Source organism: Streptomyces sp. LZ34, from assembly GCF_053890475.1.
The window spans coordinates 9,361,341-9,387,681 of the sequence record NZ_CM132680.1; the positions used below are offsets into that span (position 1 = coordinate 9,361,341).

At 71.6% G+C, this 26,341-nt stretch carries 19 protein-coding genes and 1 pseudogene; 7 read left to right on the forward strand and 13 right to left on the reverse strand.

Annotation, left to right across the window (positions count from 1 at the left end):
- Positions 1-41 precede the first annotated feature (41 nt).
- Positions 42-671 carry an ANTAR domain-containing response regulator gene (locus tag ACWY4P_RS39930; protein WP_456205524.1) on the forward strand — a complete coding sequence of 210 codons (630 nt, stop codon included), beginning with the start codon at positions 42-44 and terminating at the stop codon, positions 669-671.
- On the opposite strand, the gene ACWY4P_RS39935 is transcribed toward ACWY4P_RS39930, so the two are convergent.
- The 3 genes and pseudogenes from ACWY4P_RS39935 to ACWY4P_RS39945 all read right to left on the reverse strand — a co-directional run bounded on the left by ACWY4P_RS39935 (position 668) and on the right by ACWY4P_RS39945 (position 5,169).
- Complete coding sequence (locus tag ACWY4P_RS39935; protein WP_456213219.1) at positions 668-3,562, reverse strand: BTAD domain-containing putative transcriptional regulator; 2,895 nt, start codon at positions 3,560-3,562, stop codon at positions 668-670. The two genes, ACWY4P_RS39930 and ACWY4P_RS39935, sit on opposite strands and share 4 nt — an antisense overlap.
- Before the next feature lie 192 nt (positions 3,563-3,754).
- Positions 3,755-4,366: pseudogene (locus ACWY4P_RS39940) on the reverse strand (AfsR/SARP family transcriptional regulator); the annotation flags it as partial.
- On the reverse strand, positions 4,363-5,169 hold the full coding sequence (locus ACWY4P_RS39945) for an AfsR/SARP family transcriptional regulator (protein ID WP_456205525.1): 807 nt from the start codon (positions 5,167-5,169) through the stop codon (positions 4,363-4,365). The pseudogene ACWY4P_RS39940 and the gene ACWY4P_RS39945, both read right to left, overlap by 4 nt.
- 427 nt (positions 5,170-5,596) lie before the next feature.
- Between ACWY4P_RS39945 and ACWY4P_RS39950 the strand changes: the two genes are divergently transcribed.
- Positions 5,597-5,791 carry a hypothetical protein gene (locus ACWY4P_RS39950; protein WP_456205526.1) on the forward strand — a complete coding sequence of 65 codons (195 nt, stop codon included), beginning with the start codon at positions 5,597-5,599 and terminating at the stop codon, positions 5,789-5,791.
- Positions 5,792-5,885: 94 nt separating this feature from the next.
- On the opposite strand, the gene ACWY4P_RS39955 is transcribed toward ACWY4P_RS39950, so the two are convergent.
- From ACWY4P_RS39955 to ACWY4P_RS39990, 8 genes are all read right to left on the reverse strand, one after another.
- Positions 5,886-6,602 (reverse strand): ABC transporter ATP-binding protein, encoded by a 717-nt coding sequence (locus tag ACWY4P_RS39955; RefSeq protein ID WP_456205527.1) that lies wholly within the window; start codon positions 6,600-6,602, stop codon positions 5,886-5,888.
- Positions 6,599-7,486, reverse strand: coding sequence for an ABC transporter ATP-binding protein (locus ACWY4P_RS39960; protein ID WP_456213220.1), 888 nt, complete (start codon positions 7,484-7,486; stop codon positions 6,599-6,601). The genes ACWY4P_RS39955 and ACWY4P_RS39960 overlap by 4 nt, the downstream gene beginning before the upstream one ends.
- Positions 7,487-7,491: 5 nt before the next feature.
- The gene (locus tag ACWY4P_RS39965) at positions 7,492-9,234 is read right to left on the reverse strand and encodes a branched-chain amino acid ABC transporter permease (RefSeq protein ID WP_456205529.1); all 1,743 of its coding nucleotides are present in this window, start codon (positions 9,232-9,234) and stop codon (positions 7,492-7,494) included.
- Between the two features lie 11 nt (positions 9,235-9,245).
- Positions 9,246-10,178: a branched-chain amino acid ABC transporter permease gene (locus ACWY4P_RS39970; RefSeq protein ID WP_456205530.1), complete on the reverse strand. Its 933-nt coding sequence runs from the start codon at positions 10,176-10,178 to the stop codon at positions 9,246-9,248.
- Positions 10,179-10,277: 99 nt separating this feature from the next.
- Positions 10,278-11,510 (reverse strand): branched-chain amino acid ABC transporter substrate-binding protein, encoded by a 1,233-nt coding sequence (locus ACWY4P_RS39975; protein ID WP_456205531.1) that lies wholly within the window; start codon positions 11,508-11,510, stop codon positions 10,278-10,280.
- 417 nt (positions 11,511-11,927) lie between these two features.
- On the reverse strand, positions 11,928-12,362 hold the full coding sequence (locus ACWY4P_RS39980; RefSeq protein ID WP_456205532.1) for a hypothetical protein: 435 nt from the start codon (positions 12,360-12,362) through the stop codon (positions 11,928-11,930).
- Between the two features lie 92 nt (positions 12,363-12,454).
- Positions 12,455-12,931, reverse strand: a complete 477-nt coding sequence (locus ACWY4P_RS39985) for a hotdog fold thioesterase (RefSeq protein ID WP_456205533.1) — start codon at positions 12,929-12,931, stop codon at positions 12,455-12,457.
- A gap of 92 nt (positions 12,932-13,023) precedes the next feature.
- Complete coding sequence (locus ACWY4P_RS39990) at positions 13,024-15,324, reverse strand: FdhF/YdeP family oxidoreductase (protein ID WP_456205534.1); 2,301 nt, start codon at positions 15,322-15,324, stop codon at positions 13,024-13,026.
- Positions 15,325-15,462: 138 nt separating this feature from the next.
- Between ACWY4P_RS39990 and polA the strand changes: the two genes are divergently transcribed.
- The 5 genes from polA to ACWY4P_RS40015 all read left to right on the forward strand — a co-directional run bounded on the left by polA (position 15,463) and on the right by ACWY4P_RS40015 (position 22,273).
- The gene (gene polA, locus ACWY4P_RS39995) at positions 15,463-18,201 is read left to right on the forward strand and encodes a DNA polymerase I (RefSeq protein ID WP_456205535.1); all 2,739 of its coding nucleotides are present in this window, start codon (positions 15,463-15,465) and stop codon (positions 18,199-18,201) included.
- A gap of 221 nt (positions 18,202-18,422) precedes the next feature.
- Positions 18,423-20,195 (forward strand): lytic transglycosylase domain-containing protein, encoded by a 1,773-nt coding sequence (locus ACWY4P_RS40000; protein ID WP_456205536.1) that lies wholly within the window; start codon positions 18,423-18,425, stop codon positions 20,193-20,195.
- 199 nt (positions 20,196-20,394) lie between these two features.
- Entirely contained in the window at positions 20,395-20,529 is a 135-nt protein-coding gene (locus ACWY4P_RS40005; protein WP_385615112.1) for an SPW_0924 family protein, read from the forward strand.
- Positions 20,530-20,553: 24 nt separating this feature from the next.
- Positions 20,554-21,558 carry a DUF3068 domain-containing protein gene (locus ACWY4P_RS40010; protein ID WP_456205537.1) on the forward strand — a complete coding sequence of 335 codons (1,005 nt, stop codon included), beginning with the start codon at positions 20,554-20,556 and terminating at the stop codon, positions 21,556-21,558.
- 79 nt (positions 21,559-21,637) lie between these two features.
- Positions 21,638-22,273, forward strand: coding sequence for a hypothetical protein (locus ACWY4P_RS40015; protein WP_456205538.1), 636 nt, complete (start codon positions 21,638-21,640; stop codon positions 22,271-22,273).
- Positions 22,274-22,351: 78 nt separating this feature from the next.
- Here the strand turns inward: ACWY4P_RS40015 and ACWY4P_RS40020 are convergent, their stop codons facing one another.
- The gene (locus ACWY4P_RS40020) at positions 22,352-25,150 is read right to left on the reverse strand and encodes an ATP-dependent RNA helicase (RefSeq protein WP_456205540.1); all 2,799 of its coding nucleotides are present in this window, start codon (positions 25,148-25,150) and stop codon (positions 22,352-22,354) included.
- A 123-nt stretch (positions 25,151-25,273) separates the two neighbouring features.
- The gene (locus ACWY4P_RS40025) at positions 25,274-26,137 is read right to left on the reverse strand and encodes a class I SAM-dependent methyltransferase (RefSeq protein WP_456205542.1); all 864 of its coding nucleotides are present in this window, start codon (positions 26,135-26,137) and stop codon (positions 25,274-25,276) included.
- Positions 26,138-26,341 lie beyond the last annotated feature (204 nt).

Genomic DNA, 26,341 nt, shown 5'->3' on the forward strand with positions numbered 1-26,341 from the left:
GGCTCAATGGTGCCGCCCCTGTCAGGGAAACGAGGAGCACATTGAGCACCACTGACGCCCCCGACGCGCAGTCGCACGTCCCCCCGCACACCACCCGCGTGGTCATCGCCGAGGACGAGGCCCTCATCCGCCTCGACCTCAAGGAGATGCTCGAGGAGGAGGGGTACTCCGTCGTCGGCGAGGCGGGCGATGGTGAGACGGCTGTCGCGCTCGCTCAGGAGCACCGTCCCGACCTGGTGATTCTCGATGTGAAAATGCCGGTCCTCGACGGGATCTCCGCCGCCGAGCGGATCGCTGCCGACCGCATCGCCCCGGTCCTCATGCTCACCGCCTTCTCGCAGCGCGAGCTCGTCGAGCGGGCCCGGGATGCGGGCGCGATGGCGTACCTCGTGAAGCCGTTCAGCAAGAGCGATGTGGTCCCGGCCATCGAGATGGCCGTCTCCCGCTTCACGGAGCTGAAGACGCTGGAGAAGGAGGTCGCCGACCTCGCCCAGCGCCTGGAGACCCGTAAGCTCGTCGACCGCGCCAAGAGCATTCTGCAGACGCAGTACGGGCTGACCGAGCCCGCCGCCTTCCGCTGGATCCAGAAGACCTCGATGGACCGCCGGTTGTCCATGCAGCAGGTGGCCGAGGCGGTCATCGAGGACGCGGCGGAGAAGAAGCAGCATTAATAAGGGGGGGCGGTGCAGGGGGCGAGCAGCGCCCGTACGTCCTCGGCCTCAGCCGCTCCCAGCCGCTCGTGGATGGCGAGTGCGTCGCTCCAGCATGCCTGGGCGCGGCCGGCGTGGCCGAGTTCCATCAGTGCCTTGCCCAGCACGGTCAGCATGACGGCGTACCAGCGTTCGCCGCCGATGCCGCCCAGGGTGCGGGCCTGATCGGCGTGCGCGGCGGCCTGCGCCGGGCGGCGCATGGCCAGGTGGGCCTCTGCCAGTCGGAGGTGGGTGCTGCCCTCCCACAGACGCTGGCGGCTGTCGCGGAAGTGGCCGAGCGCGTGCGTGAGTTGCTCCACCGCCTCCAGACTGTGCCCCGCCGCCGTCAGCGCGACTCCGAGGGCGTACTTTCCGTTGGCGAGGTGCGAAGTGCGTCCCAGGCTCTCGTACATCGCGACCCCCGTCCGGGCCAGCTCGACGGCGCTGGCCGTACGGCCCAGCGTCAGGTGGACCCGCGACAGGCTGCACAGCGTCCCTGCTTCGCCCGGCCGGTCGCCGGTGGCCTGGAAGGCCTCGATGGCCTGGCTCACATGAGCCTCCGCCTCCCTGACCCGCCCCAAACTGAGCGCGGTGGTGCCCCGCTGGTTCAGGATGTGGCCGGCGATACCGAAGTCCTTTGTCGCCAGGCCGGCGACCATGGCGAGCCGCGCCTGCTCGTCAGCCTGCTCGTACTCTCCGCGCAGGCTCAGCGCCCGGGACAGGGCGGTCCGGGCGTGGCTCTCGGCGCGGAGGTCGTCGGCGGCCCCGGCGGCGGTGCTGAGCTTCTCGGCCACGGCTTCGTACCGGCGGATGTCGGCTCCGGACTCGGCGAGGTCGGAGGCGGCCAGGAGCAGGTCGGCCGCGCGCCGCAGCGTGGTGCCGGAGGCGGGGCCGGACGCGGCCTGGGCGATGCAGGCGAGCAGGGAGTCGGCTTCGCTGTAGAGCCAGTCGAGTGCGGCGGTCTGGTCCGGGAAGTCGAGGCCCGGGTGGTCGGTGGGTGTCAGGTGGTCGACGAGGCGGTCGCCAGGCCGTTCCTGGGCGTATCCCCGGGCCGCCGTGGCGAGGTAGAAGTCGAGGAGCCGGGACAGGGCCGCGTCCCGCTCGTCCCGTGGCTGCTCGTCGCGCTCGGCGCAGGCGCGTGCGAAGAGGCGTACGAGGTGGTGGTAGCGGTAGCGGCCGGGGGCCGCGGAGTCCAGCAGGGAGGTGTCGACGAGGGACTCCAGCACACCCTCCGTGTTGAGCACGTCCATGTCGAGCAGGGCGGCCGCTGCCGGGAGGGAGATGTCCGGACCGTCTGCGAGCCCGAGCAGCCGGAACGCGCGTGCCTGGTACGGCTGCAACTGTCCGTAGCCCAGCTCGAAGGTGGCCGTGACCGCCAGGTCGCCCGCCCGCAGCTCGTCCAGCCGCCGCCGCCCGTCGGCGAGCTTCGCCGCGAGGACGGACACGGTCCAGGTGCGGCGCGCGGCGAGCCGGGAGGCGGCGATACGGATGGCCAGCGGCAGAAAGCCGCAGGCGGCCACGACGTCCAGGGCTGCGTCGCGCTCGGCGTGCACCCGTTCCTCGCCCACGATGCGGACGAAGAGGGTGAGCGCTTCGTCGGGGCTCATCACATCGAGGTCGACGAGGTGGGTGCCGGGCAGGTCGATCATGCGGGTGCGGCTGGTGATGATGGCGGCGCAGCCTTCGGTCCCGGGCAGCAGCGGTCGTACCTGGGCAGCGTCGCGGGCGTTGTCGAGGAGGACCAGGACGCGGCGGCCACCGAGGAGGGAGCGGTAGAGGGTGGCGCGGTCCTCGACGCCGTCGGGGATGGCGGTGTCGGGGGTGCCCAGGGCGCGCAGGAAGGAGCCCAGCACCGTCTCGGGGGCGGCGGGGGTGGGGCTGCCGCCCTGGAGGTCGACGTACAGCTGTCCGTCGGGGAACTGTTGGCGCGCGGCGTGTGCCAGGTGGACAGCGAGTGTGGTCTTGCCGACGCCGCCGATTCCGGCGACGGCCGAGATGGCCATGACTCTGCCATCGGCCGTGGCGAGCTGTTCGCTGAGCTCGTGGACGAAGGCGGCGCGCCCGGTGAAGTCCGGGACGGTTGCGGGGAGTTGCGCGGGAACCGGCGGCCGGGGGGCCGGGATGTGTTCCGCGGGGGCCGCGAGGGCCGCATCGGCTTGGAGGATGCGCTGTTGCAGATCTCTGAGGTCCGCTGAGGGGTCCACGCCCAGTTCTTCGGCCAACAGCCGCCGGGTGTCCGCGTAGACGGCCAACGCCTCTGCCTGCCGTCCGCTGCGGTAGAGCGCCAGCATCAGCAGCTCACGCAGCCGCTCGCGCAGCGGCTGCGCGGCGGTCAGCGCGGTCAGTTCGGAGACCGCCTCCGCGTGGAGGCCGAGCTCCAGGTCGAGGTCGAGCCGCGTTTCGGTCAGCGACAGGCGCCATTCCTCGAGGCGGATGCGCTGTGTCTCCGCGTATGGACCGGGCACGCCGGTCAGCGTCTCGCCGTCCCACAGGGCCAGTGCCTTGTTGAGTAGCTCGCGGGCCCGCGCACCGTCTCCCGCTTGCCGTGTCTTCTCCGCCTTGGTGGCCAGTTGAGCGGCCACATCGGCGTCAACCGCCCTGGGCTCCACACGGATCGCGTATCCGCCCGATTCGCTGACCAGTACGTCGGGGCCGAGGGTTTTCCGTAGCCGTGAGGCGTAGGTCCGCAGCGCGGCAAGGGCGGCGGTGGGCGGCTCGTCGCCCCACAGGCAGTCGATCAGCTCGGAGGCGGTTGCCGTCCGCCCGTAGCGCAGCAGCAGTGTGGCGAGCAGTGCGCGTTGTTGTGGCGAACCCGTGTTGATCTGCTCCTCGCCCCGCCAGACCCGGACCGGTCCGAGCACGGTGAAGCGCAGCGGCCCTGAGGGCCCCGGCTCGCGGTGGACGGGGGCGGGCGGCTGGGGGTGCGGGAGCGTGGGCGCCGGGGCGGGGGGCTCGGCCACCGCCCGGGGTGGGGGAGTAGGCCGGCCCCTGGCGGTGGGGGCCAGCGCGCGGAGGATGCCCAGCGCCTCCGTCGTACGGCTCGTGTCGTGGAGGGCGCGGGCCAGCTGGGCGCGGAACGGCTCGTGGTGGGGGTGTTCGTCGGCGAGTGCGCGCAGCTCGGGGATGACCCGGCCGGGGCGGCCGAGCTGTAGGGCGGCCTCGATGCGCAGGGACAGCGCCTCCAGGCGCTCGGCTTCCAGCCGCCGGGCGTGTGCGGCGAGGCGGGGACCGGAGGTGACGCCGGCGAGGGCGGGGCCGCGCCACATTTTCACCGCGGTGGTGAGCAGGTCGTATGCGCGTTCGTAACAAGCCTCGCTCAGCTGGGCTCTTGCGTCGTCGAGCAGCGCGGTGAACCGGGGCAGGTCCACGTGCTGGGGGTCGACCAGGAGGGTGTAGCCGATGGGGTGGGTGGCCAGCAGGCGCCCGCCCGCGTCGGGCCCGCCCGCCTGTGCGATGCGTCGGCGCAACTGGCTGACATGGGTCTGCACTTGGGCTCGGGCGGTGGCGGGCGGGGAGTCGCCCCACAGCTCTTCGGTGAGCGTTTCCACGGGTACGGGGCGTCCGCTGCGGAGCAGGAGGGAGGCGAGGAAGGTGCGGGCGCGCACCGAGCCCGGGGTGATGTCGGTGTCGTTCACGACGAGTTCGACGGGGCCGAGGATCCGTGCTTCCGCTCTCATGGGGCGGCCCCGGCGCGTCCGCCGCCGTGGACGAGGCTGTTGCGTTGGTCCAGGAGCGCGGGGGGCAGCAGGCCGTATTCGCGCTCCCAGCGCTCCAGTTCGTCGGTGACCAGCCGCAGGGCGCGGGTGTGGGCTCCGGTGGCGTGCAGGGCGCGGGCCAGTAGGACGACGATGCTCTCGTCGCCGGGGTGGTGGGCGTGGAGGTCCTGCAGTTCGGCGGTGGCGCGGGCGGCGGCGCCGAGGGCGAGCAGCGCGGCGGCGTGGCGCTTGCCGAGGTCCAGGCGGATTTCCGTGAGGCTGAGGCGGACGCCGCGGACGTAGGCGGAGGGCTGGAGGTCGGCGATGGGTTCGCCGCGCCACAGGTTCAGCGCGGTGTCGTAGTGGGTGAGTGCGGCCCGAGTGTCGCCGCCGCCCTGGGCCGTCTCGCCGTTTTCGAGGAGGCGGCGGAAGGCGGTCACGTCGATGGTTTCCGGGGTGGTGTGCAGGACGTAGCTCACCTGGTCCGGTGCGTGTCCGGGGTGGGTCACCAGGCGGGGCGTGCCCCCGGCGGTCCCGTCGGTGAACTGTCGCAGCAGCTGCCGCAGATGGTGGATGTGCACATGGACGGCCTGGGTGGCGGAGGCGGGGGGAGGTTCCGCCCAGATGCGCTCGCGCAGGGTGGCGATGGTGACGGCCTGTCCGGGCGAGAGCAGCAGGGTGGCGAGCACGGCCCGCCGCTGTGGGGGGCCGATGGTGATGTCCGTGCCGTCGTGGGCGGCCTGAACGGGCCCGAGAAGCCCGAATCGGAGGGATATCGCCCTCACCCTTCCCCTGATTGGCGATCGATGAAAGCCAGCCTAGCAGTACGCTTAGTGGGCGTTAAGTGGTCGCAGAGCAGATGCAGAGCGGAAACAGAGCTGTGGGGGGCGAACTGCCAAGGACGCTGCCTCATCGGGACGTTCATCAATCGTCCATAGGAGGCGGGCAGTCTGGTTAGCCAGTGCGCTTGCGACATGCCTAGTCCAGCGTGCGCTCAGGCAGGGCCTCCGGGGGTGGTAGCCCGGGGTGCCCTGCCTTGCTGTGCTTTTCCGCTAACTCTGGCCTAACTGACGCCGTTTCGGCTACCGTCATGTCCAACTCGCCGCGTGCAGCACGTGACTCCGGGTTCTCCTACCAAGGGCCTGCGAGGAGTCCCCTGCCGTCCGCGTGTCGAGAGCTGGACTAGGCAGAGTCGAACGGGAGTGTGCTGCGGTGTATCCGGATTCCTTTGTGTGGTTGCTGGCCGGGGTCGTGGTGATCCTGGCCTTCTTCGTGCTCGTCGGCTATCTGGCCAGGGTATTGCGGGCGGCGCAGCGGCTGCCCGGGGTGATCAGTGCCCTCGGGGTGTTCGTCGGGGTGCTGCCGGCGATTCTCTACGCGCTGTATCGGGTGGTCGGCGTGGCCTGAGCCAAAGGCTGCCGACCGGTCAAGAAAGACGGACGAGGGCCTGTCCGTACCGCCGTGGTACGGACAGGCCCTCGGGGCCACGCGGGTTCGGGTGTCAGTCCTCGCCCAGGTAGGCCTTTCGCACCGACTCGTCGTGGAGCAGCTCCGAGCCCGTCCCCGACAGCACGATCTTGCCGATCTCCATCACATGGCCCTGGTCGGCGAGCGACAGGGCGGCCTGGGCGTTCTGCTCCACGAGCAGGATCGTGGTGCCCTGGGTCTTCAGTTCGGCGATCGTCTGCATGATCTTCTGCATCATGATCGGGGAGAGGCCCATGGAAGGCTCGTCGAGCATGAGCAGCTTGGGGCGGGACATCAGGGCGCGGCCCATGGCGAGCATCTGCTGCTCGCCGCCGGACAGGGTGCCCGCGGCCTGGGTGCGGCGCTCGCCGAGGATGGGGAAGAGGTCGTACGCCTTCTGGACGTCCGCGGCGATGCCGGCGGCGTCCTTGCGCAGGAACGCGCCGAGTTGGAGGTTCTCGGCGATCGTCAGGCGCGGGAAGATGTGCCGGCCCTCGGGGGAGTGCGCGAGACCGAGGGCGACGATCTTGTGGGCGGGGACCCCGGTCAGCGGCTTGCCCTCGAAGCGGACGGAGCCGCCGAGCGGTTGGAGGAGCCCCGACAGGGTGCGCAGGGTGGTGGTCTTGCCCGCGCCGTTGGTGCCGATGAGGGTGACGACCTGGCCGGCCTCGACGGTGAACGAGATGCCCTTGACGGCCTCGATCTTGCCGTAGGCGACGCGCAGGTCCTCGACCTCGAGCAGTGCGGTCACTGTCCGTCCTCCGTACGTGCTGTGGTGCTCTTCGGGTTCCCGCCGGTCCCGGTGCTCTGGTGCGTCTCGGCCGCCTCGACCTCGGCGGCCTCCTCCGCGCCCGGCGCGCCCTCGAAGGGGGTGCCGATGTAGGCGGCGATGACGCGCTCGTCGCTCTGGACGACGTCGGGGGTGCCCTCGATGAGCTTCTGGCCCTGGACGAGCACGGCGACGCGGTCGCAGAGGTTGAAGATGAAGCGCATGTCGTGCTCGATGACGAGGACGGCGGTGCCCTGGTCCCGGATGGCGAAGACGAGTTCCTCGGTGGCCCGGGTCTCCTGGGGGTTCATACCGGCGGTGGGCTCGTCGAGGAGGAGCAGGCCGGGGTCGCTGGCGAGGGCCCGGGCGATTTCCAGCTTGCGCTGTTCGCCGTAGGGGAGGTTGCGCGAGAGGTGGTCGGCCTTGCCGGCGAGCCCGATGAACTCGAGCAGCTCCATGGCGCGTTCCTTGGAGGCGGCTTCGGCGCGCTTGAAGCCGGGGCCGCGCAGGATGGCGGACCACAGGCCTTCCTTGGTGCGGGTGTGGCGGCCGACGAGCACGTTCTCCAGGACGGTCATGTTGGCGAAGAGCCGGATGTTCTGGAAGGTGCGGGCGACGCCGGCCTGGGTGACCAGGTGGGGCTTGGGCGGCAGGACGCCGCCCTGGTAGGTGACGCGGCCCTCGGTGGGGACGTACAGCCCGGTCAGGCAGTTGAAGAAGGTGGTCTTGCCGGCGCCGTTGGGGCCGATGAGGCCGACGATCTCACCGGAGTTGACGGTGAGGTCGACGGAGCGTACGGCGGTGAGCCCGCCGAAGCGCATGGTCACGCCGCTGGCGCTGAGCACGGGAGAGGTGGTGGTCGTCATGTCTGTCACGCCTCCGCCTTGGTGACGCCGACGGCGTTGCCGGAGAGCTGGGGCTGGTCGGGGACGTCGTGCTGGCCCGTCTCGTGGTACTCGAGCTGCTGACGCCGGTTGGGGATGATCCCTTCGGGGCGGAAGCGCATCAGGAGGATGAGCGCGACGCCGAAGGCGAGGAGCTGGTAGTCCTGGAGGAATTCCAGCTTCTCGGGGATCAGGAACAGGAGCGTGGCGCCGAGGAGGGGCCCGCCGATGGTGCCCATGCCGCCGAGGATGACGGCGGCGAGCAGGAAGGTGGAGTTGGGGGGCACGGGCCCGGCGAAGACGTACTGCTCGGGGACCACGGTGGTCTGGACGTGGGCCCAGACGGTGCCGGCCACACCGGCGAGGGTGGCGCCGAGCGCGAAGGCGATGAGCTTGACGCGGAAGCCGTTGATGCCCATGGCGGTGGCGGCGGTCTCGTCCTCGCGGATGGCGACCCAGGCGCGGCCGATGCGGGAGTTGCCGGCGCGGCTGAAGACGAGCACCACGACGACGGTCACCAGCAGCATCAGCAGGAAGTAGTTGGCGTTCGAGTCGAGGGTGTGGCCGAGGACGGTGTGCTCGTCGTCGAAGTTGAAGCCGAAGATCTCCAGCGGCGGGATGTTGGGGATGCCGTTGGGCCCGTTGGTGACGGAGGGGCCGGAGGTGCCGTCGAGGTTGCTGACGGCGATGCGGAAGATCTCTCCGAAGCCGAGGGTGACGATGGCGAGGTAGTCGCCGCGCAGCCGCAGGGTGGGTGCGCCGATGACGACGCCGAAGATCAGCGAGACCACCGCGCCGGCGATGATGGCCGCCCAGAACGGGAGGTGGACATCGATGGTGGAGGAGGCGGCCCCGGAGACCAGGGCGGCGGTGTAGGCGCCGACACCGAGGAAGGCGACGTAGCCGAGGTCCAGCAGGCCGGCCAGGCCGACGACGATGTTCAGACCGAGGGCGACGGTCGCGAAGATGAGGATGTTGACGCCGAGCTCGGTGTAGCTGGCCTTGTCCTGGGTGAACGGGAAGACCACCGCGGTCACCAGGGCCGCGAGGAGGGTGATCGAGCGGTACTTCGCGGTGAGCGCGCCCAGGCGGGCGATGATCCCGGCCTTGAAGAGGGCGGCGGCGGCGAAGCCCGCGGCGAGCAGATAGCCGATGAACGGCTCGGGGCTGTCCTCGTCGGTCTGGATGCCATAGTTGACGACGTAGAGCCCGATCGCGAAGACGATGGCGATGATGAGGATCTCGGCCCAGGAGGGCAGCTCTGCCGGGCGCTTGAGGGGCCGGGTGTCGTCCGGGAGCAGGAAGGCCGCGACGGTGGGAATCACGGTGGCGACGGCGGCGACCCAGGCGCCGGGCTCCCAGTTGGCCAGGCCGCCGAGGTCGACGGCGATGGAGATGACCGTGAACCAGGTGGTGGCGAAGGTGCCGAGGGCGATGAGCCGCAGGCCCTGGGTGGAGCCGGCGGGGGTGAGCCAGCGCAGGCCGCGCAGGTCCATGGCGGCGAGCGCGAAGACGGTGGTGGCCAGGCCCAGCACCAGGGTGAGGATCTGCAGGCCGCCGGGGTAGCCGTTGAAGGTGAGGTCGCCGGGGAACTCGTCGGTCCAGGTCCAGGCGAGGAAGGTGGAGACGACGGAGGCGAGGCCGCCGGCGGCGGTGATCGCGCGCAGCGTGGTGGGGCGGGTCCCGGTGTGGGTGTTCTCGCCCGTGGTCTTGCTGGTGTCGGTGGTCATGTGTTCCCTCCTCACGCCCGGTCCGCCACGCGTTCGCCGAGCAGGCCCTGTGGCCTGACCAGCAGAACGACGATGAGCAGGGTGAAGGCCCAGACGTCCTTCCAGGCGCCGCCGCCGAGCTGATCCATGCCCGGGATGTCCTGGATGTACTTGATGGCCAGGGCTTCGGTGATGCCGAGCACGACTCCGCCGAGCATGGCGCCGTAGATGTTGCCGATGCCGCCGAGCACGGCGGCGGTGAAGGCCTTGAGGCCGGCGATGAAGCCCATCTCGAAGTTGATCTGACCGTACTTCAGCCCGTGGGCCAGCGCGGCGACGGCGGCGAACGCACCGCCGATGGCGAAGGCCATCACGATGATGCGGTCGGTGTTGATGCCCATCAGCTTGGCGGTGTCGGGGTCCTGCGCGGTGGCCTGCATGGCGCGTCCGGCACGGCTCTTGGAGACGAACAGGCCCAGGGCCAGCATGCACAGCGGGGCGGCTATGAGGAGGAAGACATCGCCGCGCTGGATGTGCAGATTGCTGGTGATCTCCAGGGACTTGCCCTCGAACTGCGGGAAGGAACGCGACTTCTTGGCGTCCGGGTAGAAGGCCCAAACGGCCTGCTGGAGCGCGATGGACAGACCGATCGCGGTGATCAGCGGGGCGAGCCTGGGTCCTCCGCGCAGTGGCCGGTACGCGAAGCGCTCGGCGGCCGTGGCGATGGCCACCGAGGCGACGACGCCGCCGATCAGCATGAGGGGCAGGGCCAGGGAGAGCGCGGTGCCGCTGGGGAGCCAGAGGTAGATGGTGAGGGCTCCGAAGCCACCGATCATGAAGATCTCGCCATGGGCGAAGTTGATGAGCTGGACGATGCCGTAGACCATGGTGTACCCGATGGCGATCAAGCCGTAGAGGGCGCCGAGGGTCAGGCCGTATTCCAGCGTTTGCGGCAGTTCGTGCACCGCAGGGCCTCCGATGAGCGTGTCGGATATGACACCGCGCGGGGGCGCTGTTGCGCCTCCGCGCGGCTGGGGGGTTGTCGGTTGCGGGGCAGTCCGGGGTCAGTCCTTGAAGGTGCGGCTCGTCGCGTCCGTCCAGGCGCCCTTGACGACCTTGTAGACCGTCAGCTGCTTGTTGGTGGTGTCGCCGTACTGGTCGAAGGAGACCTTGCCGGTCACGCCCTCGAAGGAGACCTTGTTCAGGGCCTCGGTGATCTTGGCGCGGGCGTCGTCGGGCAGCTTGCCGTCGTTGGCCTGGACCACGGCCTTGACGGCCTGGATGATCGCCCAACCGGCGTCATAGGAGTAGCCGCCGTAGGCCGCGTAGGGGTCCTTGTAGCCCTGGGCCGCGTACTCCTTGACGAAGGCCTTGGCAGAGGCCAGCTTCTCGACGGGGTAGCCGACGGAGGTGGCGTAGTCGCCGTCGTTGCTGGTGCCCGAGGCCTTGATGAAGGCGGGGTCGTAGATGCCGTCGCCACCCATGATCGGGACGTCGGCCCCGGCCTGCTTGACCTGGTCGGACAGGAGGCCGCCCTCAGGGTACTGGCCGCCGAAGTAGACGGAGTCGGCGCCGGAGGTCTTGACCTTGCCGGCGATGCCGGAGAAGTCGTTCTCCTTGACGGTCAGGTGGTCGGTGCCGACGACCTTGCCGCCGAGGCGCTTGAACTCCTGGGCGAAGATCTTGGCGAGGCCGACGCCGTAGGTCTGCTTGTCGTCGACGACGAAGACCTTCCGCTTCTTGGCGTCCTTGTAGTAGTACTGCGCGGCGAAGCGGCCCTGGATGACGTCGGTGGTCGCGGTGCGGAAGTAGGTCTTGAACGGGCGGGTCTTCTTGCCCGAAGCCCAGTCGGGACCCTGGCTGAGGTCCGGGCTGGTGTTCGCGGGGGAGATCTGCGCCAGGTCGGCCTTGGCGAACACGCCCTGCATGGACTGGGAGACGCCGGAGTTCAGCGGGCCGACCGTGCCCAGGATCTCGTCGTCGTCGACCATCGAGGTGGCGTTCTGCTTGCCGGACGAGGGCACGGCCTGGTCGTCGAAGTCCTTGATCTTGAATGTGACGCCGGGCACCTCGTTGTTCTTGTTGGCCACCTTGGTCGCGAGGTCGACCGAGTTCTTGATGCCCTGGCCGAGGGCGGACAGCGAGCCGGTCAGCGGGGCGTCGACACCGATGACGACGGTGACCTTCTTGTTGCTGTCGTCGCTGCTATCACTCTTGTCGCGCGACCCACAGGCGCTGAGGGTGAGTGCTCCTGCAGTGACCGCGGTGGTGATGATGAGCAAGGAACGGTGTCGCACGAGGAATCCTTTCCATGGTCGGCCCCCTGTCGGGAGCCGTGTCCTCGCCGGAGGTCCTGGAACGGCCGTGCGGATGTTGGGTTAACACCCGACGACATGGTGACTGGCTGTGACTCTAAGCGCGGGGCGCAGTGGGGGGCAGAGGTCCAGGCCATGATGTGACTCTCTTGTTATGACACAAGTCATCAAGGCGTGTCCGTGTAGCGGAACGTAAGGGATGAATTGGGCGTATCGTTCTAATTTATGTGGTCCGGATACTGAGAATCTGCAGTTCCGCTAAGTAGTGCGGGGGGCTGAAGGTGGATGCGCGGACTGACGTGCGATCATGTACACGAAGAGATCGACACTACAGGTCTCGGTCTAAGTCAATACCTAGTTTTGCATTGCGCGAATGTTACGGAGTGTTACGCCCGACGGTCATGACGGCGGGCGCCAGTTCTCCGAGCTATGGGTCGCGCCGCGCTCGTCCGTGCAGCGCCGCAGGGTCTCCTGCCTGATCAGCTCCCTGGCGGCCGCGGTGCCGTGCCGCTTGCGCTCCGCGCGCGCGGCGCGCACGACCTCGTCATAGATCTCGTACTGCTGGTTGGACAGCCCCTTCTGCTCCCAGTCGAGCCCGGCCCATTTGCTGCCCAGCAGGTCCTGCTCGGCCCAGTACGAGATGAGGTTGAAGCACAGCTGGACCGGTGAAGTCGCCTGGGGGCGAGGGCTGTTGGTCGAGGTGCGCGGGGCCGGGGCGGGGCGGGATTCCGGGTCGGCGCACGCGGTCGCCGCCGCCGCGAGCGCCAGTGCGAGGGCGCAGGCGGCGGCGGGACGGGTCCGCGCGCGGGTCGGCCGGCGGGTTGATGCCCCCATGGGGAAACGGTAGAGCCGGCCCGGTGGGGCGGGCAACGGCCTTGCGCGCGGCGGTGGTTCGGGCGTCGGTCAGGCCTGGAACGGCTCGGGGGTCAGGCCTGGAACGTCTCGGGGGAGCCCGCCTCGCGCAGCAGGCAGGTCAGCCGGGCCGAGCACACGCGCCGGTCCTGTTCGTCGGTGATGACGATCTCGTACGTGGCGGTGGAGCGGCCGCGGTGGACGGGTGTGGCGACGCCGGTGACCAGGCCGGAGCGGACCCCGCGGTGGTGGGTGCAGTTGAGGTCGACTCCGACGGCGATCTTGGAGCTGCCGCCGTGGAGCATCGAGCCCACCGAGCCGAGGGTTTCGGCCAGCACCGCCGAGGCGCCGCCGTGCAGCAGCCCGTACGGCTGGGTGTTGCCCTCGACCGGCATCGTGCCCACCACGCGCTCGGCGGAGGCCTCCAGGATCTGTACGCCCATGCGGGTGCCGAGGTGCCCGGCGGAGAACAGCGCGGGGAGGTCCACGCCGAGCGCCGCGTACTCGTCGATGACCTCTTGCGGGAACGTCACACCGGTCTGCTCGCCCATGGGGTCCTGCTCCATTCGCTCGGGTGTCCTGCCTCGTTCTGTCGGTGGCCGAATCTTGTCAGTCGGCTGAGCAAACGCTTAGGCGGGGTCGGCTAAGCGGGGTCGCCTGGTTCCAGGCGGACCACCACGGACTTGCTGGCGGGGGTGTTGCTGGTGTCGGCCGTGGCGTCCAGCGGGACCAGGACGTTGGTCTCCGGGTAGTAGGAGGCCGCGCAGCCGCGCGCGGTCGGGTAGTGGACCACCCGGAAGCCGGGCGCGCGGCGCTCGCTGCCGTCCGTCCATTCGCTGACCAGGTCCGCGTACGAGCCGTCGGCGAGGCCGAGCTCGCGCGCGTCGTCGGGGTGGACCAGCACCACGCGGCGGCCGTTCTTGATGCCGCGGTAGCGGTCGTCCAGGCCGTAGATGGTGGTGTTGTACTGGTCGTGGGAGCGGAGGGTCTGCAGCAGCAGCCGGCCCTCGGGCGCCCGCGGGTACTCGACGGGGGCGGCGGTGAAGTTGGCCTTGCCGGTGGCAGTGGGGAAGCTGCGGGAGTCGCGCGGGGCGTGCGGCAGCGCGAAGCCGCCGGGCCTGCTCACCCGGGCGTTGAAGTCCTCGAAGCCGGGGATCACGGCCGCGATGCGGTCGCGGATCGTGCCGTAGTCCTTCTCGAACTCCTCCCAGGGGGTGCGGCTTTCGGCGCCCAGCACCCGCCGGGCCAGCCGGGAGACGATGGCGGGCTCCGAGAGCAGCCCGGCGCTCGCGGGCTCCAGGCGCCCGCGCGAGGCGTGCACCATGCCCATGGAGTCCTCGACGGTGACGAACTGCTCGCCGCCGCCCTGTAGATCGCGCTCGGTGCGGCCGAGCGTGGGCAGGATGAGCGCCCGCGCGCCGGTGATCACATGGGACCGGTTCAGCTTGGTGGACACATGGACGGTGAGGCGGGCGCGGCGCATCGCGGCCTCGGTCACCTCGGTGTCGGGGGAGGCGGCGACGAAGTTGCCGCCCATGGCGAAGAAGACCTTGGCCTGCCCGTCGCGCAGCGCCCGGATGGCCCGTACGACGTCCAGGCCGTGCTCGCGGGGCGGGGCGAAGCCGAACTCCCGCTCCAGGGCGTCCAGGAAGGCCGGGGCGGGGCGCTCGAAGATGCCCATCGTGCGGTCGCCCTGCACATTGCTGTGTCCGCGCACCGGGCACACACCGGCGCCGGGGCGGCCCACATTGCCCCGCAGCAGCAGGAAGTTGACGACCTCTCGGATGGTGGGCACGGAGTGCTTGTGCTGGGTCAGCCCCATGGCCCAGCACACGATGGTGCGCCGGGAGGCGAGGACCATCCGCAGCGCCCGGTCGATCTCGGCCCGCTCCAGGCCGGTGGCGCGCAGGGTTTCGTCCCAGTCGGCGGCGCGGGCAGCGGCGGCGAACTCCTCGAACCCATGGGTGTGCTCGCGTACGAACGCCTCGTCGACGACGCCCGCGCCGGGGGCGGTCTCGGCGGCCTCCAGGATCAGCCGGTTCAGGGCGCGGAAGAGGGCCTGGTCGCCGCCCAGCCGGATCTGGAGGAAGAGATCGGTGAGCGCGGTGCCGCCGCCCACCAGGCCGCGCGGGGTCTGCGGGTTCTTGAACCGCTCCAGGCCCGCCTCGGGCAGCGGGTTGATGCTTATGATCTTCGCGCCGCCGGCCTTCGCCCGCTCCAGGGCGGAGAGCATCCGCGGGTGGTTGGTGCCCGGGTTCTGGCCGGCCACGATGATCAGATCGGCCTGGTGGAGGTCGTCCAGCAGCACGCTGCCCTTGCCCACGCCGAGGGTCTCGGTCAGCGCCGAGCCGGAGGACTCATGGCACATGTTCGAGCAGTCGGGCAGGTTGTTGGTGCCGAATTCGCGGGCGAAGAGCTGGTAGAGGAAGGCGGCCTCGTTGCTGGTGCGCCCCGAGGTGTAGAAGACGGCCTCGTCGGGGGAGGCGAGGGCGGCCAGTTCCCCGGCGATGATGTCGAAGGCGCGCTCCCAGGTCACCGGCTCGTACGACGCGGCGCCCTCGGGCAGGTACATCGGCTGGGTGAGGCGGCCCTGCTGGCCGAGCCAGTAGCCGCTGCGGGTGGCGAGGTCGGCGACGGGGTGGGCGGCGAAGAAGTCGGGGGTGACGCGGCGCAGCGTCGCCTCCTCCGCGACGGCCTTGGCACCGTTCTCGCAGAACTCGGCCTTGTGGCGTTTGTCCCCCTCGGGCCAGGCGCAGCCCGGGCAGTCGAAGCCGTTCTTCTGGTTGACCCTGAGGAGGGTGAGCGCGGTGCGGCGCACGCCCATCTGCTGCTGGGCTATGCGCAGTGTGTGGCCGATGGCGGGCAGCCCGGCGGCGGCGTGCTGCGGGGCGGCCACCTCGGGTGCGTCCTGCACCGGGTCGCCTGCGGGCGGCTTGGCTGCCATATCGCTCTCTCCCTCTCTCCCTGCGCGCTCGGACCTCACTCCGACCCTTTCACGGAGCAACCGATCCTTTCATGGCGCACCTGGTTCTCGGGCGGGAGGCGGGGAGCGTTGTCGGTGGGGCGTGGCAGGATCGGGGGCGTGGCAGAGAAAGCATCGAAGAAGACCGCAGCGTCCGCGCCCGCCGACCGTGCGGGAGACCGCCCCCGGCTGCTCCTGCTGGATGGGCATTCCCTGGCATATCGGGCATTCTTCGCGCTGCCGGCGGAGAACTTCAACACCACCACCGGCCAGACCACCAACGCGATCTACGGCTTCACCTCGATGCTGGCGAACACGCTCCGTGACGAGCAGCCCACGCATCTGGCGGTGGCGTTCGACGTCTCGCGCAAGACCTGGCGCTCCGAGCAGTTCACCGAGTACAAGGCGAACCGCTCCAAGGCTCCCGACGAGTTCAAGGGCCAGGTCGAGCTGATCGGCGAAATGCTCGACGCGATGAACATCACCCGCTTCGCGGTGGACGGCTTCGAGGCCGACGACATCATCGCCACCCTCGCCACCCAGGCCGAGGCCGAGGGCTTCGAGGTGCTGATCGTCACCGGCGACCGCGACTCGTTCCAGCTGGTCAGCGACCATGTCACGGTCCTCTACCCGACGAAGGGCGTCTCCGAGCTGACGCGTTTCACCCCCGCCAAGGTCGAGGAGAAGTACGGCCTCACCCCGCGGCAGTACCCGGACTTCGCCGCGCTGCGCGGCGACCCGTCGGACAACCTCCCCGGCATCCCGGGCGTCGGGGAGAAGACCGCCGCGAAGTGGATCAACCAGTTCGGCTCCTTCGCGGAGCTGGTGGAGCGGGTCGCGGAGGTCAAGGGCAAGGTCGGCGACAAGCTCCGCGAGCATCTGGAGTCCGTCAAGCTCAACCGTCAGCTGACCGAGCTGGTGCGGGACGTCGAGCTGCCCGCCGGCCCCGACGGCCTCAAGCGCATTCCGTACGACCGGCAGGCGCTGTCGGTGATCATGGACGCGCTGGAGTTCCGCCACCAGAACTTCCGGGACCGCGTCCTGGCCGTCGACCCCGGCACCGCCGAGGAGGAGCCCGCGACCGCGGGCCCCGGCGTCGAGGTGGACGGTGTGGTGATCGGCTCGGGCGAGCTGGCCCCCTGGCTGGAGCGGCACGGCGCCGGGCCGCTGGGCCTGGCCACCGTCGACACCTGGGCGCTGGGTAGCGGCAGCGTCAGCCAGATCGCCCTGGCCGCCGCCTCGGGACCGGCCGTCTGCTTCGACCCGTCGGCGGTGGACGAGCCCGACGAGCGGGCCTTCGCCGCCTGGATCGCGGACCCGGACCGGCCGAAGGTGATGCACGACGCCAAGCGCGTCATGCAGGTCTTCGACGAGCACGGCTGGACCGTGGCCGGGGTCACCATGGACACCGCGCTCGCCGCCTATCTGGTCAAGCCCGGCCGCCGCTCCTTCGCGCTGGACGCCCTGTCGGTCGAGTACCTGGGCCGTGAGCTGTCCCCGGCCGCCGCCGCGGAGAGCGGGCAGCTGGCCTTCGGCACCGACGAGCAGGCCGAGCAGGACGCCCTGATGATCCAGGCCCGGACGATCCTGGACCTCGGTGAGGCGTTCGGCGGGCGGCTCGCCGAGGTCGGCGCGGTCGAGCTGCTGCGCGATGTCGAGCTGCCCGTCTCCGCGCTGCTGGCCCGCATGGAGAAGGCGGGCATCGCCGCGGAGCGGGACTGGCTGGACCGCATGGAGCAGCAGTTCGCCGGGGCCGTGCAGCAGGCCGTCAAGGAGGCACACGCCGCGGTGGGCCACGAGTTCAACCTCGGCTCGCCCAAGCAGCTCCAGGAGGTGTTCTTCGGCGAGCTCGGCCTGCCCAAGACCAAGAAGACCAAGACCGGGTACACGACGGACGCGGACGCGCTGGCCTGGCTGGCCACGCAGACCGACCACGAACTCCCGGTGATCATGCTGCGCCACCGCGAGCAGGCCCGGCTCCGCTCCACCGTCGAGGGCCTGATCAAGACCATCGCCCCCGCCGGCCGCATCCACACCACCTTCAACCAGACCGTGGCGGCCACCGGCCGGCTCTCCTCCACCGACCCCAATCTTCAGAACATCCCGGTGCGTACCGACGAGGGCCGGGCCATCCGGCGCGGCTTCGTCGTCGGCGAGGGCTTCGAGTCACTGCTGACCGCCGACTACAGCCAGATCGAGCTGCGCGTCATGGCCCATCTGTCCGAGGACGAGGGCCTGATCGAGGCGTTCACCTCCGGTGAGGACCTGCACACCACGGTCGCCTCCCAGGTGTTCGGCGTGGCCAAGTCCGCGGTGGACCCGGAGATGCGCCGCAAGATCAAGGCGATGTCGTACGGGCTGGCGTACGGGCTGTCGGCGTTCGGCCTGTCCCAGCAGCTGGGCATCACCCCGGACGAGGCGCGCAAGCTGATGGACACCTTCTTCGAGCGGTTCGGCGGGGTGCGCGACTATCTCCAGCGGGTCGTCGACGAGGCCCGGGCCACCGGCTACACGGAGACGATGCTCGGCCGCCGCCGCTATCTCCCGGATCTCAACAGCGACAACCGCCAGCGCCGCGAGATGGCCGAGCGCATGGCGCTCAACGCCCCGATCCAGGGCACCGCCGCCGACATCGTGAAAATCGCGATGCTTCGGGTGGACGAGGCGTTGACAAAGGAGAAATTGTCGTCGCGGATGCTGCTCCAGGTGCACGACGAAATCGTGCTGGAAGTCGCCCCGGGGGAGCGGGAGCGGGTGGAGGCCCTGGTGCGCCGGGAAATGGCCGGAGCCTTCCAGCTCCAGGCCCCGCTGGACGTGTCCGTCGGGGCCGGGCCCGACTGGGAATCGGCGGCGCATTAGGGCTGTTCCCGAGCCGGGCCGCAAAGATAGGGGGAGCCGGACGGACCGCCTTCGAGGGGCGATACGGGCGGTACGTACCGGTAGCTGCGAGTCGGCAAGTTGTCGTAGTGTCACGAGGGTTGAAGCTCTCCCAGCGATCGCTGGGGCAGGGGGCGCCTCCCGGCGGTAGTCGGGTGAGCCCCCGGGGAGCGCACAATGCTCGACAGGGAGGGGACATACGCATGGCACCGCGCATCGGCCGACGACTGCGCAAGGGAGCGGCCACGACGGCGGTGGCGGCGGTCGTGATGGCCGCTCTCACCGCCTCGCAGGCCCCCGGGTTCGCCGGTACGGCCCCGGACCGGCGCCACGACAGCGCCGACGAGGCGCCGCCACCACCGCCGTCCGACACCCCCATCGACGGCGGCTCGTCGTACCACACCGATCTGCCGCCCCTGCAGAAGCCCGGCAAGCCCGGCACCTCCGTCGACCTGCCGGGGCTGCCGGACGGCACCGCGGTCACCGAAGCGGGCATACCGGCGACCGTGCTCGACGCGTACAAGAAGGCCGAGGCGGCCCTCAAGGATTCCAAGCCCGGCTGCAACCTTCCCTGGCAACTGCTCGCCGCGATCGGCAAGGTCGAGTCCGGCCAGGCGCGCGGCGGCCGGGTCGACGCCGACGGCACGACGTACACGCCCATCCTGGGCCCGGTGCTCAACGGCAACGGCTTCGCCAGGATCACGGACACCGACGGCGGCGCGTACGACGGGGACACCACCCACGACCGCGCTGTCGGGCCCATGCAGTTCATCCCGTCCACGTGGGCCACCTGGGGCCGGGACGGCAACGGCGACGGCGCGAAGAACCCGAACAACGTCTATGACGCCGCGCTCGCGGCCGGCGCGTATCTGTGCGCCGGCGGCCGTGATCTGTCGGTCAAGGCAGACCTGGACCGGGCGATCCTCGGGTACAACCACTCGCAGGAGTATCTGGCCACCGTCCTTTCCTGGTTCGAGTACTACAAGAAGGGCACCCACGAGGTGCCCGACGGCACCGGCGTGCTGCCCGACCCGGACAAGGACAACGGCGGTTCCGGCAGCGGCGGGGGCAACGACAACAACGGCTCGGCGCGCCCCACCCCGCTTCCCGACCCGACCAAGCCCGGCGGCGACCACAGCCCCACCCCCGAGCCCCCCGCGACCGGCTCCGGCGAGATCGAGACGCCCGCCCCGGAGACCCCCTCCCCCGAGACCCCCGCCCCGCCCACCGTCGCCCGGCTCAAGACCGTCGGCGCCACGGAGCTGACGGCCACGGCGGGCGACCAGTTCGCCGACAAGCCCCGGGTCCGCGCCGAGACCGCGGCCGGCAAGCCGGTCGCGGGCGTGCGCGTGCAGTACGAGATCCGCGGCGAGACGGACGCCCGCTTCCCCGGGAACGCGACCCGCGTCAGCGTCATGACCGGCAGCGACGGCACCGCCACCGCCCCGGTGCTGCGCGCGGGCGAGACTACCGGCTCCTTCACCGTCCGGGTCACGGTCGTGGGCCGCACCGTGGCCGCCGCCGACTTCGCCGCCACCGTCAAGGCCCGCCCCGCGCCGCAGGCCGACGCGCTGGCCCGCACCGACGACAAGGCCCTCAAGGCCGAGACCGGCGGCTCCTTCGCCGACGCGGTCGCGGTCAAGGCCACCTACAAGGGCAAGGCCGCGGCCGGTGTGGCGGTGACCGCCACCATGATCGCCGACGACGCGGCGAAGGCGACGGACAAGCCCACCGAGAACGACAAGGGCCCCTACTTCAAGGACGACAAGGGACAGCCGATCCGCACCCTGTCCACCCTGAAGACGGACGCCGACGGGCAGTTGATCCTTCCCAAGATCTACACCGACGACCACGCGGGCACCTTCCTGCTCCGCCTCACCACCGCCGACGGCGCGGACCTGACCATCGAGCTGACCGTCGCCGAACCCGCGGCTCAGCCCACGGCCGAGCCCACATCCCAGCCCACGGCCCAGTAACCGGCCGAGGCCACCGAGCGCCACCCCACCGCCCCTGCGCCCCCACCGGGCCCAGGGGCGGTGCGACGTCCACTCCCACGCGTCCACTCCCACGCGTTCTCGCCTTCGTGTTCTCATCTTCAGCCCCCGTTGCTACGGTGCCCCAGCCCTGACGCACCGTCAGGATGCCCCGTACGCCGCAGCAACCGGAGGCTGAGACATGCGCGCCCTCGCCGCCGCCGCGATCGGACTGGTCGCCGCCCTCGCCCTCGTCTTCACGGTGACGGCCATCGGCGTCCCCAGCGGCAAGACCTCCCCCAAACCGCTGCTCACCACCGTCCCCGAGCACCCCTGAGCCCCGAGGGAGGGACATCCCGCCATGCGCCGCAAAGCCAGCCTGGTGCTGCTCGCCTTCGCCGTCTTCTTCGCCGCCCTGTCGCCGCTGCTGCGCTGGTACGCCTTCCCCCGGCTGGCCAAGATCCCGCCCAGCGAGTACCAGACCGCCGTCCTCGAGGCCAAGCCCGCCGTCCTCCTCGACTACGGCACCATGCAGCCCAAGAAGGTCGCCAAGGTCAGCATCGTGCAGACGCTCCGCGGAAACGTGCCCGCGGCGAAGAAGGCAGGGAAGGCGGCCGGGCGCGATGTCGTCGTCTGGGACGCCCTGTCGTACATCGCCGGGCCCGACGGCAAGATGGTCTCCAAGATCCCCGAGCGCTATGTCTTCGACGCCCACTCCCAGGCCCCGGTGCACCAGGGCGGCGAACATGTCGACGGGGACGCGGTCCGCCGGGAGGGCATCGAGTTCAAGTGGCCCTTCCTCACCGAGAAGCGCGACTACACCTACTTCGACGCCCAGACCAGGACCTCCGCGCCCATTCACTACAAGGGCACCCAGAACTTCCGCGGTCTGAAGGTCTACTACTTCGAGCAGACGATCCCCTGGACGAAGGTGGCGCTGCCGAAGACCATGCCGGTCGAGGGCATCACCCCCGAGACCGTCCGCAAGGCCGGCACCACCCGCTGGTACTCCACCAAACGCATGTTCTGGGTCGAGCCCACCACCGGCGCGCCCGTCAAGGGGGAGGAGATCCACCGGGAGGAGCTGCGCGGCGGCACACTGCTCGGCGGCCGGGACAAGGTGACCGTCTTCTCCGGCCATGTGAAGATGCGCGAGGACTACATCGAGCACACCGTGAAGATGGTCAAGTCCCAGCGGCAGCTGGTCCTCCTGCTCACCACCTATCTGCCCTGGGGCTTCCTTGTCCTCGGCACCGGGCTGCTGGCGCTGTCCCTGGTGCTGGAGGCCCGCGGCCGCCGCCCGGGCAGCGGCACCGAGGCCCGCGACGAGTCCCCGGCCCCACAGCCCGTACCCGCCCCGGTGTGACCGGGCCGGCGGGATTGGCGGGGCCGGCGAGATTGGCAGGATTGACGGAACTGTCAGTGGGTGCCCGTACCGTACGCCCATGCCTACCACCACCTGCCTGCCCAGCCCCGAACTCGCCGACCAGCTCGTCGAGCTGGCGCGCCTGGAATGGACGCCCGGCACCACCGCGGCCGCCGCCGAACGCTTCGGCTGGACGCCGGTGAACGACGGCGCCTGGGCGGCCGCCTTCGCCACCAACACCGGGCACTACGTCGTCCCCGAATGGTTCGCCGCGCCGCCGGGGGAGCAGGTGGAGGACGAGGAGTGCCACCTGCCGTTCTGCTACTACTACGAGGCCGACGACTTCGACGAGGAGCTGGCCACGGGCGGGCTCAGCGGCAACATCGACTGGCTGGAAAAGCACCACGCCGACGACCCCGAGTGGCGCTTCGAGCGGGACACCGACCGCGCCCACTTCGACGCGCAGTGGCGGGCCGCCGTCGCCCTGTTCACCCAGCGGCTGGGGGAGCCGGAGGCCACCGTGCGCCACGAGGAGGGCACGTCGCCGTGGAACTACGCGGCGTGGCGCTGCGGGGGAAACGCGCTGGTGGTCGGCCAGTGCACGGACAGCGGCTCGTATATGACCTTTGAGCAGGCGCTTGTCTGGGTCGCTCCCTACCCGGCCGGGCGGCCGTTCCCGGCGGCGGGCGGCTTCGATGCCCTCATCCAGTGCTGAGGGGCCCTCGGAGACGGACGCGCGGCGACGGGCGCGCGGGGGAGGGACGCGCGGGACAGGCGCGCGGGGCCCGGCAGTTCAGCGACGGGAGTTGGTACGCCGCGTCGGCTCGGCCGTCGCCGGGTCCTCCGGCCACGGGTGCTTGGGATAGCGGCCGCGCAGCTCGGCGCGCACGGACCGGTACCCTTCCCGCCAGAAGGACGCCAGATCGGCCGTGACCGCGGCGGGGCGCCCGGCCGGTGACAGCAGGTGTACGAGCAGCGGCACCCGCCCGCCCGCGATCCGGGGCGTCTCCTGCCACCCGAACAGCTCTTGCAGCTTGACGGCCAGCACGGGCTGCTCCTGGCCGTAGTCCACCCGCACCCGCGAGCCGCTGGGGACCCGCACCCGCTCGGGGGCCAGCTCGTCGAAGCGGGCCGCGTCCCCGGTCGCCCAGGGCAGCAGCCGGGCGAGCGCCCGGGCCGTGTCCACGCGCTCCAGGTCGGCCCGCCGCCGCGCCCGGTCGAGCTCCGGGCCCAGCCAGGCGTCCTGCTCCGCCAGCAGCGCCAGGTCGGACACATCCGGCCAGGGGGTGCCCATCTCCCGGTGGAGGAAGGCCAGCCGCTGCCGGAAGGCGACGGTTTCGGCGGGCCAGCGCAGCAGCCCGAGCCCCTCGTCGCGCAGCCCGTCCCGCAGCGCGGCGCGCACCAGCCGCGGATCGGGCACGGCCAGCGGCCGAGCCGCCAGCTCCACCGCCCCCAGCCGCTCCACCCGCCGCGCCACGACGTCCCCGCCGGACCAGCCCACCTCCTCCCGCCGCTCGTACAGGGCGGACGCCGCGATACGGGCCGTCTCCTCGTCCACGACGGCCGCGAGCCGCACCCGCGCCGACGCCGCCGAGACCGGCCGGTCCGCGACCGCCACCGCCAGCCACGGCGCATCCCGCAGCCGAGACCCCTCACCGAGCTCCGCGCCAGTGCCGGACGCCAGAAGATACGCCCGCTCCCCCCGCCGCCGCCCCACCCGCTCAGGAAACGCCAACGCGGCGACCAGCCCCGCGACGGCGTCATCGCCCACCGGCCCCGCGACGCGGGCACCCGGCGCGGCGCCGCTTGGTGTGTTGCCGTTGTGGGCGGTGTTGTCAGTGGTGCCGTATCGCGCCGTTGTGTCTGCCGGGGCGCCGTGGGGCTCGGTGGGTCGCGCGCTCGTGTCGTGGCTGTCCGCGCCCGGCGCGTCGGGGCCTGGCGTGGCGCGTTGCGGTGGGCCCGCGCCGGGTGCGCTCGCCGGGCGCCCGGCGGACCGCGGCGCGCTCACCGCGCTCACCGCGCTCACGGCGCTCACGGCGCTTTCAAGGCGTCGCGCCTCCTGGCGCCAGCGGGCGGCGTACGCGTCCGTGCCGCGCCGGGCGGTGCGCCACGCGGCTGCCAGGTCGTCGCCGTACTCCCTGGGCGGCTCCTCGCTGAGCAGGGCCACGGCCTCCGCCGCACGGCGCGCGCCGACCTCTGGCGCGCCGTCCAGCAGCGCCCGCGCGAGCCGGGGGTGGAGGCCCAGCCGGGCCATGCGCGTGCCCCGGTCCGTGGCCCGCCCGGCCCCGTCCACGGCGCCGATCGCGGTCAGCACTTCGCGCGCGGCGGTCAGTGCACCGCCCGGCGGCGGGTCGAGCAGCGCGAGGCCGGAGGCGTCGGGGTCCCCCCAGCACGCCGCCTGTAGCGCGAACGCCGTCAGGTCCGCGACGCTGATCTCCGGGGACGGGAAGCGCGGCAGCCGGGCGTCCTCGGCCTCCGGCCAGCAGCGGTAGACGGTGCCCGGCGCCTCGCGCCCGGCCCGGCCCGCCCGCTGCCGGGCCGCGGCCCGTGAGGCGCGTACGGTCGTCAGCGCGCTCAGGCCACGCGCGTGGTCCATCCGCGGCTCGCGCGCCAGCCCGCAGTCCACGACGACCCGCACGCCCGGGACGGTCAGGCTCGACTCGGCGACCGAGGTCGCCAGGACCACCCGCCGCCGTGACGGCGGTGCGGCGGGCGCTGCGCCCGCGAGCACCGCGTCCTGCACGGCGGCGGGGGCGCGCCCGTGCACCTGTAGCACCTCCGCGTCGGCGCCGCCGAGCAGCCCCGCGACCCGCGCGATCTCCCCGACGCCCGGCAGGAAGCACAGCACGTCCCCCTCCCGCTCGCGCAGCGCCCGCCGCACCACCGCCGCGACGTGGTCGAGGAGGGCGGGATCCACCCGCATCCCGTGCGGCGGGCGGACGGGGCGCGCGGGCGGCGCCCACACCACCTCCACCGGATGGGACACGCCCTCGGCGGCCACGACCGGCGCCGGCACGCCGTCCGCGCCCAGCAGCCGGGCCCAGCCCTCCGCGTCCGTAGTAGCGGACGCGGCGATCAGCCAGAGCTCGGGCCGCAGGGTGGCCCGCACGTCCAGCAGGAAGGCGGCCGCCGTATCGGCGTCCAGGTGCCGTTCGTGGCACTCGTCGAGCACCACCGCGTCGACCCCGGCGAGCTCGGGGTCGCGCTGCAGCCGCTGCAGCAGCACACCGGTGGTCACCACCTCCACGACGGTCTCCCGGCTCACCCGCCGCTCCCCGCGCACCGTGAATCCGACCCGGCCGCCCGCCGCCTCCTCGCCCAGCAGCCACGCCATCCGCCGCGCCGCGGCCCGAGCGGCGATCCGCCGCGGCTCGGCGACCAGCACCCGCCGGACGGGCCCGCCGCCCGCCGCCCCGGCGAGCGCCAGGGGCACCAGCGTCGTCTTGCCGGTTCCGGGTGGGGCGCACAGCACTGCCGCGCCCCGGGCGTCCAGCGCACGCCGCAGGGCGGGCACGGCGCCGCGTACGGGAAGCGCTTCGAGCGCGTCGGTGCGGGGCGTACGGGGCGCGCTGGGCGTACGGCGGACGGTCATCGGGTCATCCTGTCAGCCGACGGAGAGGGGAGCGGGGGAGCGGGGGAGAGGAGGAGAGGGGAGCGGAGCAGAGCGGACGCGGCCCGCGCGCGTGCCCGCCACGCCCCGCCCGGCGCCCGCTCGTCAGTCCCGCTCGCACACGAAGATCGCCGTCCCCGGGATCAGATTCCCGCGCAGCGGGGACCAGCCGCCCCACTCCTGGTCGTTCCAGGCGGGCCATTCCGGCTCGACGAGGTCGAGCAGCCGGAAGCCCCCGGCCACCACGTCCCGCACCCGGTCGCCCAGCGTCCGGTGGTGCTCCACATAGACGGCACGGCCCGTCTCGTCCTGCTCGACGTACGGCGTGCGGTCGAAGTAGGAGGCGGCGACGCTCAGCCCCTCGGGGCCGGGCTCGTCCGGGAACGCCCACCGTATGGGGTGCGTCACCGAGAACACCCACCGCGCGCCCGGCCGCAGCACCCGGTGGACCTCCCGCATCACGCGCACCGGGTCGGCGACGAAGGGGATCGCCCCGTACGCCGAGCACGCGAGGTCGAAGGAGGCGTCCCGGAAGGGGAGCGCCGTGGCGTCGGCCTGGACGAGCGCGATCGACCCCGTGCCCGCCGTACCCGCCGGGCTCGCCGTATCCGCTACGCCCGCTGCGGAGTCCAACCGGAGCGCATGCCGGAGCTGGCGGTGGGAGATGTCGAACGCCACCGGCCGCGCCCCCCGCGCCGCGAGCCAGCGCGAGCACTGTGCCGCGCCCGCCCCGACCTCCAGCACGGCCAATCCCTTGAGGCCGTCCGCCGGCCCGAGCAGCCCGGCCTCGGCCTCGTCGAGGCCCTCGGGGCCCCAGATGAAGCGGTCGTCGCCCAGGAAGCCGCCGTGCTCCTCCTGGTACTCGTCCGCGTTGCGGTCCCACCAGCCGCGGCTGGCCCGGCTGCTCTCCGCGTCGTCGGCGATCCGCCGGGTGGCTGTGGGCTCCTCCGGCTCGCTCGCCGTCGCCATGAGATCTCCAGGGGCGCCGGGCGTTCCGGGCTCGTCGGTTGCACGGGGCATGTGTTCTTGGACCATCGGGCGCGTCGTCGTACTCTCTGTATCGACCTGTGGCTGTGGGGAACGGCTGGACTCCGCGTCGCAGCACGGACCGTGCGACTTGCCGGGTTTGGGACGAAATGTCCCGCGTGTGCTCTTCGTGCATTGACCATGCCC